The organism is Streptomyces sp. NPDC093260 (genome assembly GCF_040683715.1).
Classification (GTDB): domain Bacteria; phylum Actinomycetota; class Actinomycetes; order Streptomycetales; family Streptomycetaceae; genus Streptomyces; species Streptomyces sennicomposti.
Genome location: NZ_JBFBEK010000011.1, coordinates 87,541 through 104,398, shown reverse-complemented (window position 1 = coordinate 104,398; position 16,858 = coordinate 87,541). Strand labels below are relative to the sequence as shown.

12 protein-coding genes and 3 pseudogenes are annotated in these 16,858 nt (G+C 72.1%); 11 read left to right on the top strand and 4 right to left on the bottom strand.

Annotated elements, in window-relative coordinates:
• Window positions 1-320: 320 nt before the first annotated feature.
• The 3 genes and pseudogenes from AB0N63_RS16275 to AB0N63_RS16265 form a co-directional block, all read right to left on the bottom strand.
• Entirely contained in the window at window positions 321-1,451 is a 1,131-nt protein-coding gene (locus AB0N63_RS16275) for a hypothetical protein (protein ID WP_365529510.1), read from the bottom strand.
• Between the two features lie 458 nt (window positions 1,452-1,909).
• Window positions 1,910-3,103, bottom strand: a complete 1,194-nt coding sequence (locus AB0N63_RS16270) for an alcohol dehydrogenase catalytic domain-containing protein (protein ID WP_365529508.1) — start codon at window positions 3,101-3,103, stop codon at window positions 1,910-1,912.
• A 327-nt stretch (window positions 3,104-3,430) separates the two neighbouring features.
• A pseudogene (locus AB0N63_RS16265) lies at window positions 3,431-3,547 on the bottom strand (IS630 family transposase); the annotation flags it as partial.
• Window positions 3,548-3,943: 396 nt separating this feature from the next.
• Between AB0N63_RS16265 and AB0N63_RS16260 the strand changes: the two are divergent.
• The 9 genes and pseudogenes from AB0N63_RS16260 to AB0N63_RS16220 all read left to right on the top strand — a co-directional run.
• A complete protein-coding gene (locus AB0N63_RS16260) occupies window positions 3,944-4,360 on the top strand; it encodes an RICIN domain-containing protein (protein ID WP_365529506.1) in 417 nt (138 codons plus the stop codon).
• Window positions 4,361-4,876: 516 nt separating this feature from the next.
• The gene (locus tag AB0N63_RS16255; RefSeq protein WP_365529504.1) at window positions 4,877-5,077 is read left to right on the top strand and encodes a hypothetical protein; all 201 of its coding nucleotides are present in this window, start codon (window positions 4,877-4,879) and stop codon (window positions 5,075-5,077) included.
• Window positions 5,078-5,484: 407 nt separating this feature from the next.
• Complete coding sequence (locus tag AB0N63_RS16250) at window positions 5,485-5,781, top strand: hypothetical protein (RefSeq protein WP_365529502.1); 297 nt, start codon at window positions 5,485-5,487, stop codon at window positions 5,779-5,781.
• Between the two features lie 91 nt (window positions 5,782-5,872).
• Window positions 5,873-6,085 (top strand): annotated as a pseudogene (locus AB0N63_RS16245) (hypothetical protein); the annotation flags it as partial.
• Window positions 6,086-6,379: 294 nt separating this feature from the next.
• The gene (locus tag AB0N63_RS16240) at window positions 6,380-7,249 is read left to right on the top strand and encodes a TIGR04222 domain-containing membrane protein (protein ID WP_365529770.1); all 870 of its coding nucleotides are present in this window, start codon (window positions 6,380-6,382) and stop codon (window positions 7,247-7,249) included.
• Window positions 7,250-7,619: 370 nt separating this feature from the next.
• The gene (locus AB0N63_RS16235) at window positions 7,620-8,312 is read left to right on the top strand and encodes a hypothetical protein (RefSeq protein WP_365529500.1); all 693 of its coding nucleotides are present in this window, start codon (window positions 7,620-7,622) and stop codon (window positions 8,310-8,312) included.
• Complete coding sequence (locus tag AB0N63_RS16230; protein WP_365529498.1) at window positions 8,309-10,435, top strand: bifunctional serine/threonine-protein kinase/ABC transporter substrate-binding protein; 2,127 nt, start codon at window positions 8,309-8,311, stop codon at window positions 10,433-10,435. The genes AB0N63_RS16235 and AB0N63_RS16230 overlap by 4 nt, the downstream gene beginning before the upstream one ends.
• A gap of 1 nt (window position 10,436) precedes the next feature.
• On the top strand, window positions 10,437-12,581 hold the full coding sequence (locus AB0N63_RS16225; RefSeq protein ID WP_365529496.1) for a bifunctional serine/threonine-protein kinase/ABC transporter substrate-binding protein: 2,145 nt from the start codon (window positions 10,437-10,439) through the stop codon (window positions 12,579-12,581).
• Window positions 12,582-12,997: 416 nt separating this feature from the next.
• Window positions 12,998-13,147: pseudogene (locus AB0N63_RS16220) on the top strand (site-specific integrase); the annotation flags it as partial.
• 225 nt (window positions 13,148-13,372) lie between these two features.
• Here AB0N63_RS16220 and AB0N63_RS16215 read toward each other — a convergent pair.
• Complete coding sequence (locus tag AB0N63_RS16215; RefSeq protein ID WP_365529494.1) at window positions 13,373-14,143, bottom strand: winged helix-turn-helix domain-containing protein; 771 nt, start codon at window positions 14,141-14,143, stop codon at window positions 13,373-13,375.
• Between the two features lie 46 nt (window positions 14,144-14,189).
• Here AB0N63_RS16215 and AB0N63_RS16210 point away from each other — a divergent pair, with 46 nt between their 5' ends.
• A complete protein-coding gene (locus tag AB0N63_RS16210; protein ID WP_365529492.1) occupies window positions 14,190-15,674 on the top strand; it encodes an MFS transporter in 1,485 nt (494 codons plus the stop codon).
• Window positions 15,675-15,742: 68 nt separating this feature from the next.
• A complete protein-coding gene (locus AB0N63_RS16205) occupies window positions 15,743-16,663 on the top strand; it encodes a PhzF family phenazine biosynthesis isomerase (protein WP_365529490.1) in 921 nt (306 codons plus the stop codon).
• Window positions 16,664-16,858: the final 195 nt, after the last annotated feature.

The window sequence follows — 16,858 nt, the reverse complement described above, 5'->3', positions numbered from 1 at the left end:
CGGCGTGGTGATCGTGGTGTGGGGCGCGGGGATCTCCCGGATGACCATGGGCGGTGCTGAGCCGTTGCCGCCTGTCGCACAGCCGCCGGGCCGTCGGCATGTGGGCGCCGACTGAGCGATGAGATCCGCTGGCGGGTGCGGACGGGTGCTCCGTGGCGCGATCTGCCGGTGGAGTACGGACCGTGGCAGACGGGGCCCATGGGCTCTTCCGTCGCCGGCAGCGGGGTGGCGTCTGGCAGACCGTGTTGCCCAGCGTGCAGGCCAGGACCGATGCGGCGATCGGGCACCCGCACCCGGGAACCGTCCACACCGGTATCGGTTCACTTCGAGGGCTGGTCACCGTGGTCGTCGCGGAGCGTGTCCCGACGTTCCTGTTCACGCTTGGAGAAGGCGGCTGCCCGGATCGCCTCCTTGCTCTCGAAGCCGGATCCCAGCGCCCCGCCCACGGTGGCGATCGAAGAGACGAACCAGGACAACGTGTAGTAGTCCGCGGCGTGCAGCGGGGATCGCGTCATGGAGGCGAACACCCGGTCGTTGAGAATGAACAGCGCCGACACCAGGTTGATGACGATCAAGCCTCCATAGCAGACGATCACCCCGATCCCCACGGTCATGACCGTCGAGGCGTTGTAGAGGCTCGTCCTCTTCCTCTCCTCCGGCGAGGCGTCTGTCGGCCGATGCCACAGGCGTGCGTCCACGATCAGCCAGCCGATCATGAGCACGACGGACCCGACCATGGCGATCACGAGGCGCAACGTGCTCAGGGCCTCGGACACGCTCCAGATGGTGGAGTTCACGGTGGCGATGGCTCCCGTGGCGAGTGCGGCCGCCAGGGCCTTCGACAGACCCGGCACCAGCCGCCACGGCCGGTTGGCGCGGACCATACCGCCGAGCACCCTCAGGTAACCGCGCGGCCCACTGACGACGTACCGCAGATCAGCCGTCTCGTCCGCACCGATCGGACCCTGGTGGACAGGCGCGAAACGACTGACGAAGCGCCCCAGTCGCTGACGCCGCGGAGGTTCCCCAGCCCCAGCGGTTCTCGGACTCGCCAAGCTGAGCACGGTTTCTTCCACCGCCCGCATGGCTCTCGTCTGGAGACGCAGGCCTCCCAGCGGAGGAAGGGACAACAGCGCCACGCAGTGTTCATGACTCAGATCCACCACGAGCTTGTGCCCGTGCGAGTGCAGCGGAAGGTCGGTGAGGGCCACGACGATGTCCCAGTTCTCCGCACGCCTACGCTCCATGATCCGGCGCGTCAACGTGGACAGGTCCTCGGTCCCTGCGGTGAAGGGCTCACTGACCACCTCCACGTCGAACCGCCGCCCCTGGCCCGACTTGTCGGCGAGCCGAGCAGGAAGTGTCCGGGCGATGCGCCGCGCGATCTCCGTCGGCGCGTCCGGATCCGCGAGGAGAGTCACGACCGTAACGTTCTGCGACGGCTCCCGCATGACCGGACCCTTCTCGTCGACTGCCCCGGCACCCACCAATGACGGGACTGTCTGGGAAACAACGTCGCCACCCATAACCGCTGCGCCTGCGACGGCGGGGATCCATGTCCTGCTTCGTATACCAATCACGCAAGCTTGACGTGGAAGAACGGGGAGCCCGCCGCGAAGCGCCCAGCCGGACCTCGGCCCACGGATGAGGTCCGGCTTACCCGTATCGGCTGGCCGAGGCATGTGCGTCCTGCGCCACCAGGGAACAGAGGCGTGTGGAATGCCTCGTGGTCTGGTCAGGTCGGCTGACCCCGCTCCGTGCGGCCCCGGGGCCTCTCGTTCGCATCACGCCGGGCTCGCGGTGCCTGGTGCCGCTCCCTGATCCGGCCTGATCCGAACGAAAGACCCTGGCGGTCCCGCTCGCCGTCCGTCTGCTGCTTCCCGTCCGAGGGTTTCCGTCCGAGCCCGGCTCAGGCAGGAATGAGGCCGTGGGGGTTGATGATGAACTTCTCGGGCACTCCCCTGTCGAAGGTCGCGTAGGCCTCGGGGGCGTCGTCGAGGCTGATCACCTTCGTGTTGAGCATGGCGCTCAAGTAGGGCATGCGGTCCCACAGGATCGCCATCATCAGCTCGCGGTTGTAGTGCATGATCGGCGCCTGCCCGGCGGCGATCCGCGGCGACTTGATCCAGGCCTTGCCGAAGTCGATCGGGTACGTTCCCTCCTGCTCGGCCTTCGACTTCGCGAGCGGGTCGGGGCCGTAGACGCCGATGACTCCGGTGGCTCCGCCCGCGCGGGTGGCGTCGATCACCTGGTTGATGGCGTAGGCCGGGTCCATGTCCTCGCCCTCGCCGCCGAGGCCGTGTGCCTCGGTGCCGACGTAGTCGACTGCGCAGTCGACCATGGGTTCGCCCAGGATGGCCTCGATCTGGTCGGTGAGCGCTGCGTCCTGGCTCAGGTCGATCGTCTCGCAGCCGTTCTTCTTCACCAGCTCCAGGCGGTCCTTGTTGTGGTCGCCGACGATGATGCAGGACGCCCCGAGGAGACGCGCCGCTGCTGCGCCGCAGCGGCCGACCGGGCCGGCGCCGGCGATGTACACGGTCGAGCCCGGCTTGGCACCGGCCTCCATGAGACCGTGGAACGCGGTGGGCAGGATGTCCGAGAGCAGCGCCAGGTCACGGATCTTCGCCATGGCCTGGTCCCTGTCCGGGAAGCGCAGGAGCTGGAAGTCGGCGTACGGGACGAACAGGTACTCGGCCTGGCCGCCGGTCCAGTCGCCCAGATTGAAGCCGTACGCTCCGCAGGCCACCTTGGGGTTCGTGGTCTCGCAGACGTCGGTCCGGCGCGCCCTGCAGTTGCGGCATCGGCCGCAGGCGACGTTGAACGGGACGGAGACGAGGTCGCCCTCACCGAGGAACTCCACGTCGGGGCCGACCTCGATGACCTCCCCGGTCATCTCGTGTCCCATCACCATGCCCTGGGGCACCGGGAAGGACCCTCGGTAGATGTGCAGGTCGCTGCCGCAGATGTTGGTGGCGACGATCCTTAGGATAACCCCATGTGGGGCCTTCTTCCCGTTCGGCATCTGAAGCTTCGGGAAGTCGAGAGACTCGACGCGCATGTCTTTCGGGTTCTGGAAGACGACGGCGCGGTTGCTGCTTGCCATGACGATCCCCTCTCCTGATCCAGGGCGAGTCGGCCGTGGGAGTGCCAGCGGTCATTTCAGTGGCTTTGTGACCTCGGCTTTTCCAACGTAGGGCTGCCACCCGACGTATGCACGCCGGAATCGGACCCTCTGCGCCCGCGCACCATCGCACAGGTCTTCTGAGTCGGGAATTCTGTTCAGATAACTCGCGAGGCGTTCCAGGTTCTCGTCTGCGGTCTTCGTCCACCCGTGGGGCTCGGGACCGGTGTTCCACGCGGGGATCCAAGATCGAATGCCCCTCTCCCATGCTGCCGCTTCTGTGGACGCCTGCCGTGTCTGATTGCCGGTCAGCTCGGCGAACCACCCCTCGACCAGGTCGAGCCGGGAGGAGCCGGTGGGCGTGAAGTGCAGGTGGAAGCGCGGGTGAGCCGGCAGCCAGGCCTTGATCACCGGGGTTTTCCGGGTGGGAACACACGATCAACGGCCTGAGAGCGGCGCGGGCAGCACACAGCCGCAGACATCTGTTCGGCTCCGCCGCGCCGGGTGTCGGCTACCGGTCGAATCAGTCGGGCTCAGCGGTCCGTCTCCACTTCGCCTCATCAACTTGTGCGGTACCCGGGATACCGCACAGGTTGACACAAACATTCCAACTCCGGGTGGATTGAGCGTAGTCAGGGCCTGAGTATTTTGTCTCCCAAGTCGATTCGAGGGGGAGAATTGAGGAACAAAATGCTCGTCGGCGCTCTCGCACTGGGGGCCGCTGTGGTGCCGCCCGCCGCATCCGCGGCTCCGGCGTATTCCCCGGCTTCTGTGAGTGCCGCCGCGGTCAGCTGCAACAGGAACCACGCTTATACCTTCCACGTGCCCGGCAGCGTCGGGTCCGGCCTCGTCTACCTGAACGTCGGTGGCGGCAGCCACAAGGGTGCCGAGGTCATCACGTGGCCCTGGTCGGGCGGCAAGGGCAACGAGAAGTGGTGCCTGACGCCCGGCCCCAAGGGCTACGGCTGGAACCTCCGCCCCTGGGACAACCGGAGCCTGTGCCTGGACGTGCCTGCCGCCCGCTACAAGAAAGGGCAGGGTCTCATCGTCTGGAACTGCAACAACGGGAAGAACCAGGTGTTCTACCTCCAGCCCGTCTCGACCGACGGCGGCACCTTCCAGTACACGATCATGGGACCGTGGGAGAAGCAGGGCCTGAAGATCCACCGCGGTGCGAACGGGCGCGGCAGCCAGGTCTCCTTGTGGCCGCATCTGAACCAGAACGCACGGTGGCAGTAGGCCGCGACCGGGCCGGCGCGCTCGGCCCGACGTGTCCCGGCACCAGCCGTTGCACGCATCGAGGGCCGGCGTCGGGAGGCAGGAGGCAGAACGCGTCCCGGCGCCGCCGGCCGGAGCATGACGGCAGCGTGCTGAGCAATTCCCTGCCCGCCGCACTGAAGACGGCCAGTACCAGGGGTCATCTCGTCCAGGCGTGATCATGCAGTCACGGCAGGAGTCCACCCACCACAGCCCGGGACCCGGCGCGTCCGGACGGCACGCCGCGACAGCGGGCGTACTCCGCGACGAGCAGCACCGGCGGCACGGCGAGAGCGGGTTGCGTGCGGGGGGTTCGTGAGCAGACCAGAGGGTGCTCTGTCGCGGTGCCCCCGCACGCATGAAGCCGCGCAGGCCGACTGCGCCGGTCGCTCGCCCGGCCGGGAGGCGGGCGGCGAAGTCGGCCGCCTCGTGGAACTTTCCAACGGGGGCCTCCAGAGGCCATCCAATCAGGGCTCTGGGCCGTACCGCTCAGGAGACATGTTCCAGCGGACGTTCACCAAGTGGAGGCGCCCCATGGCGATCTTCAAGGACCTTTACCCCACCAGGCACGACGACCACGGTGATCACGACGATCACCACGGACACGGACACGACGACCACTCGGGCCACGACGACGACTCGATGCGGGGTCGGCGCCGTTCGCACGACGAGGACCACGAGTTTGGCCACCACTACTGACAGGGGGTCCGGGCGGCCGGGCGGACCGATGCGTGAGGGAGTCGGTCCGCCCCTCCGCCGCGCTCTGCGGCATGGGGCGGCCCCGGGCGGGAAGCGGGACCCGGACGCCGTCGTCGAGGCCGCTCCGGCGCTGGCGCCGGCCTCGCTCCCGCAGGTGCTGCGCCTTGGCGCGGGGTGGGTGTGGCCGGGTGGCGCGGCGGGGAGTCATGCCGGAGTCCAGGTCGGTGGCCCGGCGCATCCGGTGGTCAGCGTCCCGGAGTTCGCCGCGGCGCCACCCGGACTGTGCGTCAGCCCTGACCCCGGACCGGGCCCGAACAGACTCTCTGCGTATGCCTTCTGGGCCGGCGCCCGCCAGACCGGTACGCTGCCGTGGATGGCCTGTGCCGTCGTCGATGCGGGGGTCGCACATGTCGAACACCATTCTTCTGCTCCTCTCCATCGGCCCGCTCGCCATGGTTCTGGCGATGATCGCCTCGCAGCGGGTGGGCGAGGTCAACGACGCCTATGCCGGGGAGGTCACCGGCCGGTGGGTGAGCAGTTCGACCGGTACCTACGGCCCCACGGGCCACTGCATGATGCGGATCCGCACCGAAGAGGGACGGGAGCTCACCATCAAGGTGAACAGCCGGACGTACCAGTCGCTCGGCGTAGGCGACCGGGTGGTCAAGGCGCCGGGTGCGCGCTGGCCGGTGCGGTCGGAGTAACTCCGGCCACGACTACGACGCGAAGCGGGAGACCGACGGCACCACCCAGCAGGTCCCCGACCTCTTACGCGACAAGGCCCGCCGATTCCCGGGCCGTCGTGCGGAGCCGACCGCGGCCGTGGTGGACGCGCAGAGCGTGAAGACCTCGGCAGACGTCGCCGAGACCAGCCAGGGCATCGATGCCGACGTGGAGCAGCGGCCGCAGTCCAGGGGATTCGAGCCGCTGCCGAAACGGTGGGTGAGGGAGCGGACCTCCGGCTGGCTGATGCAGCACCGCCGCCTGGCGCGGGCCCACGAGGCCCTGCCGCACAGATCCCGGACGACGATCCACTGGGCCATGGCTGACAGAACGTCCCGCGAACTGACCGGAGAATCGACACCGTTCCGGCGAATCGCAACAGACTTCGCTGCCCGGAAAGCCGCCCTTCGGCGACCGCAGTCCGCTGGCGCGGGCAACCCGGAGCGCCGCGCACCCCCGGCACCCGGCTCACCCGCCGCGGCGCGGGAACCACCCGGACGCCCGTCGACGTCGTGTTCGACGCCATGGCCCGGCACCGCATCGCCCGACAGCGCTTCGACACCGTTCAAGGAGGCAGCGATGAACGCCCCCTGGGGTTTCACGGGCCCCGAGTTCCTCGGCCTGTACGCCGCAGGCTTCGCGGTCGCCGTGCTGCTCGGCCTGGCCGTACGGCAAGCAGCCCGCCGCTTCCACCCCGCCACGGAGACCAGTTTCGTACCGGACGTCTACACCATCGCCTGGATCGTCGGCGGGGCGCGCCAGGTGGTGAGTACCGCCCTCTTCGCCCTCGTCCAGCGCGGCCATCTGCGCACGGCCCAGGACGGCACCCTCACCTTCTGCGGCGGCGTCCCCGACGAACCGGTGCAGCGGGCCGTCCTGGAGGCCGCGCGGGCCCGGGAGGCCACCACCACCACGCTGGTGCACGAGGCCGCCCGCCGGCTGCCGGAGATCCGCCGGGTCGGGGACGCCGCGCGCGGGCTCGGTCTGCTGCCCAGCCGCCGACGGCGTCTGGCCGGGCGGCTGGCCGGGCTGCCGATGCTGGCGTTGATCGGGGTCGGCGTCGCCCGGGTGGTGAACGGCGTTCACCTGGGCCGCCCGGTGGGCTGGCTGGTGACCTTCCTGCTGGTCTCCCTCGCGGTGGCGGCGGTCTTCGTCTTCACACCGCCCCGGATCACCCCCGCGGGCTGGTACGCGGTACGCAACTCCGGAAGGTCCAGCCACCCGGTTCCCTGGGGGCCGGCCGACGACGGTCCGAAGGTGCCGGCCTCGGTACTGGCCGTCGCCATGACAGGCTGGGTCTACCTCCCCGATCCGACCCTCCGCTCGTCCCTTTTCAGCGGGTTCTCGTCCTCGTCGTCCTCGTCGTCCTCGTCGTCCTCCGGGGGCGGCTGGGGCGGCAGCAGCTGCGGCGGCGGGTGCGGTGGTGGCGGCGGAGGGTGCGGCGGTTGACGGCCCGGCTGGGTCCGGGCGTCGGCCGGCGGCCCGGACGGGTGTCGGGGCCGCTTCCCATGGCACTGTGCCTGTCCCCCACCCGCGCTCACGGAGCCGCCGGACGACTCACCGGCGCACCTCGGCCAACGTCGCCTGGCATCACAACCGCCCATCGAGAACGGTGAGTTGAGCGAGGTCCCCTAGACTCGCCGTGGTCGCACACTGGCACGGACGCATGGTGAGTGGGGGCTTCATGAGATACGCGGCGACGCGCAGTCGCACACGACGGGGATACGCGGTGCTGCCCGTGTGCGGGGTACTGCTCGCGGGGTGTTCCGGCTCGAGCGACGGCGCGCACCCGACCGGTCCGAGCGCCTCCTCCCCCGCCGTGTCCTCACCGGCCGGGCAGCGCGGCGGGACGGGTGACGCCACCGTGCGCTTCACGGTCGACCCCACGCGCGTTCCCACCACCCCGGCCGCCGCCCTTGCCCTGGTCCGCGCCGTCACCGCGGGTCCGGACAGCTATGGCCCGGGCTACGTCAGGCGCTCCCCGTACGAGAGCGACCCCGCCGCCTGGCCCGTCCTCGGCACCGACTGCGTCTGGCGGCAGAAGTCCCTGCCGGGCGACGTCCTGGCCACCTTCACCCGCCACAGCCGGCTGCCCGCGGCGGGCTCGAAGGGCGAGGTCCGCACCGCCGCCACCGTCACCCTGCACCGCACCGCCGCGCAGGCCGACCAGGAGATGGCCGAGACACTGGAGGAGGCGCTGCGCTGCCCCGACCAGCAACTGCGTGCCACCGAGCGGATCAGCGGCCTGAATTCGATGGGCTCCGGCTACGGCACGAACGGCAACACCTCCGCCGACGACTACCTCATCGAGATGGGCACGTACGACGATCCGGCGCTCGGCAAGGGGTCGACGTACTACATCTGGAACCAGGTCCGGCTCGGTCCGGTGACGATCGCCGTCGTCGTCGAGGGCGGCAAGGGCTTCGGCCAGGGCGACCTGCTGACCGTCCAGGCACGGGCGGTGGCCGGGATGGAGACCGAGGTGCGCACCGCACTGGGGGTCCGGAAGTGACCGACCGTTCCCTCCGCCCCTCCGACCCGTCGTTCGTCGGCGGCCACCGCCTGCTCGCCCGGCTGGGCGAGGGCGGCATGGGCGTCGTCTACCTCGGCCGTACGGAGGCGGGCGCGCTCGCCGCCGTCAAGGTGATCCAAGCCGGGTACGCGCACGACGAGGCCTTCCGCGCCCGCTTCCGCCGCGAGGCCGACGCCGCGCGACGCGTGGACAGTCCGTGGGTGGTCAAGGTCACCGGAGCCGACCCCGACGCCGAACAGCCATGGCTGGCCACCGTTTTCGAGCCCGGTCCGTCCCTCGCCGACGCGGTCGGACGGCACGGCCCGCTGCCCGCGCGGACGGTACGTCTGCTCGGCAAGATGCTGGCCCGCGCGCTCGCCGCCGTGCACGACGCCGGTCTGGTGCACCGGGACGTCAAACCGGGCAACGTCCTGCTCGCCGCCGACGGCCCCCGCCTCATCGACTTCGGGATCGCCCGCTCGCTGGACGGCACCGCGATCACAGCCGCGGACCTCGTCGTCGGCACCCCCGGCTTCCTGTCCCCGGAGCAGGCCACGGCCCGCGGCGAGCGCCTCGGGCCCGCGAGCGACGTCTTCTCGCTGGGGTGCGTGCTGGCCTACGCGGCGACCGGCCGGCCGCCCTTCGGCGGGGGCGCCGTCGACGCCCTGCTGTACCGCGCCGTCCACGACAGTCCCGATCTCGACGGCGTGGACGAGGAGGTGGCGGCCGTCCTGCTGCGCTGTACGGCCAAGGACCCCGCCGACCGGCCCACCGCGGCCGAACTCGACGCCGCCCTGGTGGAGGACGCGTCTTCGGGCACCGCCGAGTGGCTGCCCGCCGACGTCGTGCGCATGGTCGCCGAACGGTCGGCCGAGATGCTGGCCCTGCCCGAGATCGAGGCCACGCTCGCCGAGGCGCCGCCCGCGGCCGCCCCGTCGCGCCGCAGGTTCCTCGCCGTCGCCTCCGGTGGTGCCGCCGTGCTCGCCGCGGGCGGGGGCGCGGCCGTCTGGGCCGCCCGGCGCCGCGGCGGCAGCGGCAAGGGGCAGGCCGTCCCGCCCGGCTGGGCGCTCGGCGTGCAGGCCGATCTCAGCGGTGCCGGCCGGGAGGCCGGGCGGGCCCAGGAACAGGGAGCACGGCTCGCGGTGGAGGAGTTCAACGCCCGCCGTGACGCGCCGTTCACGCTCAGGCTGAAGACCTCGGACGACGCGGGCCTGGCCGGCCGTGCCGCTGCCGCGGCCCGTCGGCTCGTGGACGACCCGGACGTGCTGGCCGTGCTCGGCTCGAGCACCGACGGGACGACCCAGGCCGCACTGCCCGTCTACGACACGGCCCTGCTGCCCGTGATCAGCATGTCCGCCGGGCAGAACCTGTACCAGAACATACGTTCCTTCGTCCGCGGCCGCCCCCTGCACGGATCCGTCGCCATGAAGCTGGCCTTCCACCTGGAAGCGACCAGTGCGGCCACCCCCGTCGGCATCCTGCTGGACCGTACCGGCGGTGATGTGTCCTGGCAGAGCGTCCAGATGGTCAACCTCATCGTCCGGAAGTACGGCGACGCCACGCACCCCCGCGTCGTTCCCGCCGGAACGGCCGATTTCGGGCCGGTCCTGGACGAGATGCGAGGCGCAGGCATCAAGGCGTTCGTCTACGCGGGGCCGTTGGAGGGGGCGATCCGGGCGGCCAGGGGACTGGCCGGCTTCGACGGGCCGAAGTACGCGGCCGAACCCGCGCTCGACCCCCGGTTCGCCGCCGAGGAGAGCGCGGCGGGCTGGACGGTCGTGGCCACAGCGATCGGGCCCGGCGCGGCCCAGGTCCGCTCCTTCGCCCAGGCGTTCCACAAGCGGTACGGACGCCCGCCCGGGTTCTGGGCGGCCGAGGGCTACGACGCGGCGAACCTGCTGATACGGCAGCTCACCGCCCACGGGGGCAGGCGCCCGGCGCGCAGGGAGCTGCTCGCTCCGCTGAAGGCCGCCAGGTACCGGGGCATCACCCGGGACTTCGCCTTCGCCCCGCAGCCTCTGCAGCTCAGCACCCCCGCCAGCTTCGTCCACCAGGTACGCGACGGTGCCTTCCACTACCTGGGGGCCGCCCCTGACAGGGCACCGCGGCCGAAGGGGAGGTGACGTGCGACCGCTCACCGCGCAGGATCCCGAGTCGGTCGGCGGGTACCGCCTGCTCGCGCGGATCGGCGCGGGTGGCATGGGCGTCGTCTATCTCGCCCGTTCCGAGGGCGGTGCCCTGGCCGCCCTGAAGGTGATCCGCGCCGAACACGCCGCCGATCCGGCATTCCGGGCCCGTTTCCGCCGCGAGGCGCAGGCCGCCGCGCGGGTCGACGGCCGCTGGACCGCGCCCGTCACGGCCGCCGACCCGGAGGCGGCCGCACCCTGGATCGCGACCGCCTTCGTTCCCGGGCCCTCGCTCGCCGAGACCGTCGCAGAGCACGGGCCGCTGCCCGCGGACACCGTGCGGGCGCTGGGGGCGCGGCTCGCCGAGGCGCTCGCCGCCGTCCACGCGGCCGGACTGGTGCACCGCGACATCAAGCCGGGCAATGTGCTGCTCGCCCTGGACGGGCCCCGCCTCATCGACTTCGGCATCGCCCGCGCCGGCGGAGCCACCGCCCTGACCGCGACCGACGCTGTGATCGGCACGCCCGGCTACCTCTCACCGGAACAGGCCCGTGCCCGCGACGAGGAGGTGGGTCCGCCCAGCGACGTCTTCTCCCTGGGGTGCGTCCTCGCCTTCGCGGCGTCCGGCAGGCCGCCCTTCGGCGGCGGAACGGTCCCCGCAGTGATCTTCCGCACCGTCCACGAGGACCCCCGCCTCGACGGCATCACGGAGGAGGGCCTGCGGATGCTGGTCGCCCGCTGTCTCGCCAAGGACCCGGCCGCCCGGCCGACCGTGGCGGAACTGCGCACCGAACTCGGTGACTTCGGCACCGACGACTGGCTGCCGCCCGGGCTGCCCGCGGTGATCGCCGAACGCTCGGCCGAGGCGTTGCACCTGCCCGAGCCCGAGCGGCCCACGGTGCCCGGGACGCTGGTGGACGAGCCGCCCGCGCCGAGCCGCCGGCGCCTGCTGGTCCTGGGCGGCGCGGCCGCCGTCGTGCTGGCCGCCGGCGGCTCCACGACCGCCTGGCTGACCGGCCGCGGCAACGGGCCGTCCGCCGCCTCCCGGCCGCGCCGTACCGTCGCCGTGCAGGCCGACCTCTCCGGTTCCGGCAAGGCGCTCGGTACCTCGGTCGAGCGTGGCGTCCGGCTGGCGGTGGAGGAGCACAACGCGCGCGCGGACCGTCGCTTCGACCTGGTCCTCACGGTCCTGGACGACGCGGGAGACGCCGGCCGGGCCAGGGAGGTGGCCCGGCGCGTCGTCGCGGACGGCCGCGTGTGCGCGGTCATCGGGCCGACGTCCGACGCCACGGCCCTCGCGGCCGAGGGCCAGTACAAGAAGGCGTTGCTGCCGATGGTGACGGCCTGGGCGGGCTCGGACACGCTGTACGCCGCCGTGGACCCGGAGAACCCCACGTCGTCCGTGTTCCAGCTGCGCCCTTCCGACACCGCGATCGGCGCGCCCCTGGTCCGCTATCTCACGAGCCTGCGCCCGGCCCGCCGCACGTTTCTCGTCGAGGACCAGGCGGCCCGGGACTACAGCTGGCTGATCGCCCACACCCTGGTGACGGCCACTCCGTCCCACGGCACGGTCACCCGGCACCAGGTCGCCGCCGGCGCCGACGACTTCGGCCCCGCCGTCGCCGCCGCCCTCGCGGCACGAGCCCAGGCCGTCGTCTACTGCGGCGACTCCCCGCGGCGCGCCGCCTCCTGCGCACGGGCACTGCGGGCGGCGGGGTTCACCGGCACCCCCGCCGCGACCCAGGCCGTCCTCACACCCGACTTCCTGCGGGCGGCCGGCCCGGCGGCCGAGGGGTGGGTCTTCTCGGCGACGTTCGTGGACCCGGCCCGTCTGCCGGCGGCCGCCGGTTTCGTACGGTCCTTCAAGAAGCGGTACGGCGTGCGGAACGTCGGTCGGGGAGCGGCCGAGGCGTACGACGCCCTCGGTCTCGTGGCGCACGTTCTCGCCATCGCCGGAACGGACCCTGTGGACCGGAGCAACCTCACCCGGCGGCTGCGGGCCGGGTCCTACCGGGGCATCACCCGGACGATCGCCTTCCTCCCCGGTACCGGGCAGGTGAAGGAGGAACCCGGGCTGTTCCTGTGGCGCGTGGACCACGGAACGCCGCGCTTCCTCGGTCAGTACCAGGAGGTGAGGGTCTAGTCCAGGGGCGGCGGCCACCACCTGTCAGGTCCCGTCCATGTCCTCGTCGGCCGGGCGGGTCCGGTCCTGCCGTTCGACATGGCAGACCACTTCGTCTCCGAGCAGCCCACCTGCGAGGGCCGGCAGACCGAGGGCCTGCTCGGTCGCGCCCGGCGGAGCTGACAGTCGGTGAACTCGCCACCGGCTTCTGTGCCTCCACCTCCTCGACGTACCAGCAGGACCACCGCGTCGGGAACCCTCCCAGGTCCCCGGCGCCCGCTCTCCGGCCCGCGCGGTGGCACTCACCGGCAGCACGGCGCTCGCCGTGCTCTTGCTGACCGGAGTGGCTCACCGACGGGCCCGGCGCGGTCGATGTCCGCCGACGGCGAGGGGTGGCGGTGCCCGCTTCGGCGGTGCGGCCGTTCGCACGTGGGGGGGGCGCCGCGGCGGTCTCCACTCGCAGCGCCCGCCGGACGGCGGTGCCGTCCTGGCTTGGCTGGTGCGCGGAGCACGGCTACGACGGGCCGGCGGTCCCGGCCTTGACGAAGCGGCCGGCGGTGCCCGAGTCCGGGGCCCCGGCCCGCTCGGTACCGGGGCCGGGCATTCGCGACAGGGTTGCCGGTGCAGGGGGTCACAGAACACGACGTCGACCTGAGCTTGCTCTCAGGAGCTGGTGCGTGGGGGTGGGGCCCACCGCCGCCGGGTGCGAGGCCGCCGGCAGGGCGGTGTGGCGCTGCTGGTCCCGGAGACGTACGACATCGGCCTGGCCCTGGTGGTGAACCCCGGATACGAGGCCCTGGCCCGGGCCCGGCTCAGAGTGTCAGACCGAGCGAAGCCTTCAGGCCCTCCGTCCCCGCGTCCGTCACGTGGACCACGCGCGGCGACGCTCCCCGGCGCACCCAGCCCAACTCGAACAGCCGGGACGTCAGCTTCGCGCCGAGTCCGCCGGCGAGGTGGTGTCGGTGTTCGCTCCAGTCGACGCAGTAGCGCACCGCGGGGCGGCGCGGCGGCAGCCGGTCGGTGTCGACACCCAGTTCGCGCAACTGTGCCCGGCCACTGGCCGTGAGTTCGTAGCTGATGTCGCTGCCGTAGGAGGCGGGCCGGTCGCGCAGGGCTTCGTCGGGGCGGTGGATACCGTCGTACCCGGTCAGCACGCCGCGGTCGAGGAGCGCGCCCATCAGGGCGGTGCCGAGTTGTCCGGCCAGGTGGTCGTAGCAGGTACGGGCGCGGTGCAGGGCGCCCGCACGGTTGCTCTGCTTCAGTGAGGTGACGGGCAGCGCCGGCGCGATCAGGGCCAGGGCTTCGAGGGCGGCGCAGACGTCCGGACCGGCCAGGCGGTAGTTGCGGTGCCGGCCCTGCCGTTCGACCGTGACGAATTCACCCTCGACCAGCTTGGCCAGGTGCGCGCTGGCGGTGGCGGCGCTGACACCGGCTTCGTCGGCAAGGGCACCGGCGGGCAGGGCACGGCCGTCGGCCAGGCTCTTGAGCATGCGGGCCCGCGAGGGGTCCGCGATCAGCGCCGCGGCGCGGGCGATGTCGGTCTGCTGCTTGGGCGGCTCGTCCATCGTCAGCGCAGCATACATCGACACTTTGGTGTGCGACGAAGTATCCGGCTCGCATGATCTCTCCATGAGAGCAACGCACCTCGCCGCCCGCGGCGGGCCGGCCACGAGGCCGGCGGCCGCACGGCCCGCCGGCACCCGTCCGCCCACGCTCGCCATGGCTCCGTTGATCGCGCTCAGCCTCGGCTACTTCCTCGTCATGCTCGACGTCACCGTCGTCAACGTGGCCATCCCCGACATCCGCGCCTCACTCGGCACCGGCGCCACCGCCCTGCAGTGGATCGTCGATGGGTACAGCACCCTCTTCGCCGGTCTGCTGCTGCTCGGTGGCGCGCTCGCCGATCGCATGAGCCACCGCGGGACGTTCCTGGCCGGACTCGGCGTCTTCACCGCCGCCTCGCTGGCCTGCGCTCTCGCCGGATCACCCCTGCCGCTGATCGTCGGCCGGCTGGCCCAGGGCGCGGGTGCGGCCCTCCTGGTGCCCGCGTCCCTCGGTCTTCTCCAGGCCACCTATTGCGATCGCGCGGTGCGCGCCCGCGCCGTCGCCATCTGGGGCGCGGTCGCCTCGGTGGCCTTCGGCGCCGGACCCGTCGTCGGCGGACTGCTGGTCTCCGGCAGCGGCTGGCGCGCGGTGTTCTGGCTGAACCTTCCCGTCGCCGCCCTCGCGATCACCCTCACCCTGCGGCACCACCCGCCTTCCCCCCGGCCGCGGCACACGGCGCCCAAAGGGGACCCGCTCGGCCAACTCCTCGGTGTCTGCGGGCTCATCGCACTGGCCGGCGGCCTCAACGAGGCGGGCTCACACGGCTGGACCTCGCCTCTGGTGCTCTGCGCGTTCGGCGTCGGCCTCACCGCCCTGGCAGCCTTCGCCGCCGTGGAACGCACCCTCGAAGCACGCATCCCCGCAGGGGGCCGGCGTGCCCCGCTGCTCCCGCCGTCCCTGTTTCGCTCCCAGGTCTTCACCCGCACCGCAGCCATCGGCCTGCTGATCAGCCTCGGCTATTACGGCATGCTGTTCCTGACCACCCTGTACTTCCAGCAGGAGCGTGGCTTCAGCGCGCTGGCCACGGGCCTCGCCCTGCTGCCGTCGGTGTGCATGGGACTGATGGCCGCCCCGCTGCTCGGCCGGCTCACCGCCCGCACCGGTCCGTACGTGCCGATGACCGCCGGCCTCGCACTGGGCGCGCTCGGCTTCCTCGGCTGGCTGCCGGCCGGTCCCCACACCCCGTATCCCGTGCTGCTGTTCGCCTTGATCGCCACCGGCCTCGGCCAGACGCTGACGGCTCTCGCCGCCACCGCCGCGATCATCGACGCCGCACCCGCCGGGGGCGCGGGTATAGCCTCCGCCGTCCTCAACGTCGCCCGGCAGATCGGCAGCGCCGTCGGAGTGGCCCTGTTCGGCACCTTCACCGCCACAGCATCGGACTTCACCGCGGGACTGCGGCTGTCCACCGGCCTCGCCGCGACCGCATTCGCGACCGGCGGCGTGCTCGCACTCACCGCCCGCCGCCGTGCCGAGCGCCCCACCCCGGACGAAGCGCCACCGGTCTGACGTCCGGCAGGCTTCGAGAAGCCCCTCAGGAACCCCGAAGAACTCCTCTCAGAACAGGACACGCGACCATGACCGACCCGACGGAATCCAGGCCGACCGGACCGGCCAGCCCCACCGCCGAGGTGCTGCACTACACCGCCTTCCCCGCCGGCCCCACCGGCGGCAACGGGGCCGGGGTCATCCTCGACGCCTCCGGCCTCGACGACGCCGAGATGGTGGCGATCGCCGCCGAACTCGGCTACTCGGAGTCCGCCTTCGTCACCGCCGGACCCGACCCCGACGACGGCCGGTCGTTCACGCTGCGGTTCTTCAGCCCCAAGGCCGAAGTCGGCTTCTGCGGCCACGCCACCGTCGCCACCGCGGTGGCGCTCGGAGAACGCCTCGGCGAAGGTGAGTTCGGCTTCCACACCGCCGCGGGCCACGTGCCCGTCACCGTCCTTGAGGACAACGGCACACTCAAGGCCACTCTCACCAGCGTCGAGCCCTACGTGCACGACGCCGCCCCGGCCGATGTGACGGAGGCCCTGGCGGCGCTCGGCTGGCAGCCCGGCGAACTCGATGCCGCGTTGCCTGCGAGAATCGCCTTCGCCGGGGTGCGCCACCTGGTGCTCGCGGCAGCGACCCGCGAGCGACTGGCCGACCTGGACTACGACTTCGACCGGCTCATGAAACTGATGCGACGTCTCGACCTGACGACGGTGCAGCTGGTGTGGCGGGAAACGCCGACCGTCTTCCACGTCCGGGACCCGTTCCCGGTCGGCGGCGTGGTGGAGGACCCCGCGACGGGCGCCGCGGCCGCGGCCTTCGGTGCCTACGCCCGCGACCTGGGCCTCGTCCCGGCGAACGCGAGGCTCGTCCTCCACCAAGGTCACGACATGGGCCGCCCGTCACTGCTGGAGGTCGACCTGCACGCCGGCGACGCACGGATACGTGTCACCGGAGCGGCGAGCCGCATTCGGCAGGACCGGCAGCTCCGGGGAGCGGAGTGAGGGGAACGTACCGCCCCCTCCCCTACGGCGACGGCGCCCCGCCGTCGCCGGGCAGCCCACTCGGGTCGCGCCCTGCCCGCAGTTGCGCGACGCCGCGCCCCTGGGCCCCGTCACGGAGGCGATCCGGCGGCCGGGCTTACCGCTCGCCGTCCTCGTCGCCACGGTGATGGAGGGCTACGCGGACCGTTCCGCCCT

Excerpts from the sequence above, each read along its gene's own strand:
- AB0N63_RS16275 (WP_365529510.1), bottom strand. The coding sequence starts at position 1,451 with ATGCGGGAGCCGTCGCAGAACGTTACGGTCGTGACTCTCCTCGCGGAT.
- AB0N63_RS16270 (WP_365529508.1), bottom strand. The coding sequence starts at position 3,103 with ATGGCAAGCAGCAACCGCGCCGTCGTCTTCCAGAACCCGAAAGACATG.
- AB0N63_RS16255 (WP_365529504.1), top strand. The coding sequence starts at position 4,877 with ATGTTCCAGCGGACGTTCACCAAGTGGAGGCGCCCCATGGCGATCTTC.
- AB0N63_RS16250 (WP_365529502.1), top strand. The coding sequence starts at position 5,485 with ATGTCGAACACCATTCTTCTGCTCCTCTCCATCGGCCCGCTCGCCATG.
- AB0N63_RS16240 (WP_365529770.1), top strand. The coding sequence starts at position 6,380 with ATGAACGCCCCCTGGGGTTTCACGGGCCCCGAGTTCCTCGGCCTGTAC.
- AB0N63_RS16215 (WP_365529494.1), bottom strand. The coding sequence starts at position 14,143 with ATGTATGCTGCGCTGACGATGGACGAGCCGCCCAAGCAGCAGACCGAC.
- AB0N63_RS16210 (WP_365529492.1), top strand. The coding sequence starts at position 14,190 with ATGAGAGCAACGCACCTCGCCGCCCGCGGCGGGCCGGCCACGAGGCCG.
- AB0N63_RS16205 (WP_365529490.1), top strand. The coding sequence starts at position 15,743 with ATGACCGACCCGACGGAATCCAGGCCGACCGGACCGGCCAGCCCCACC.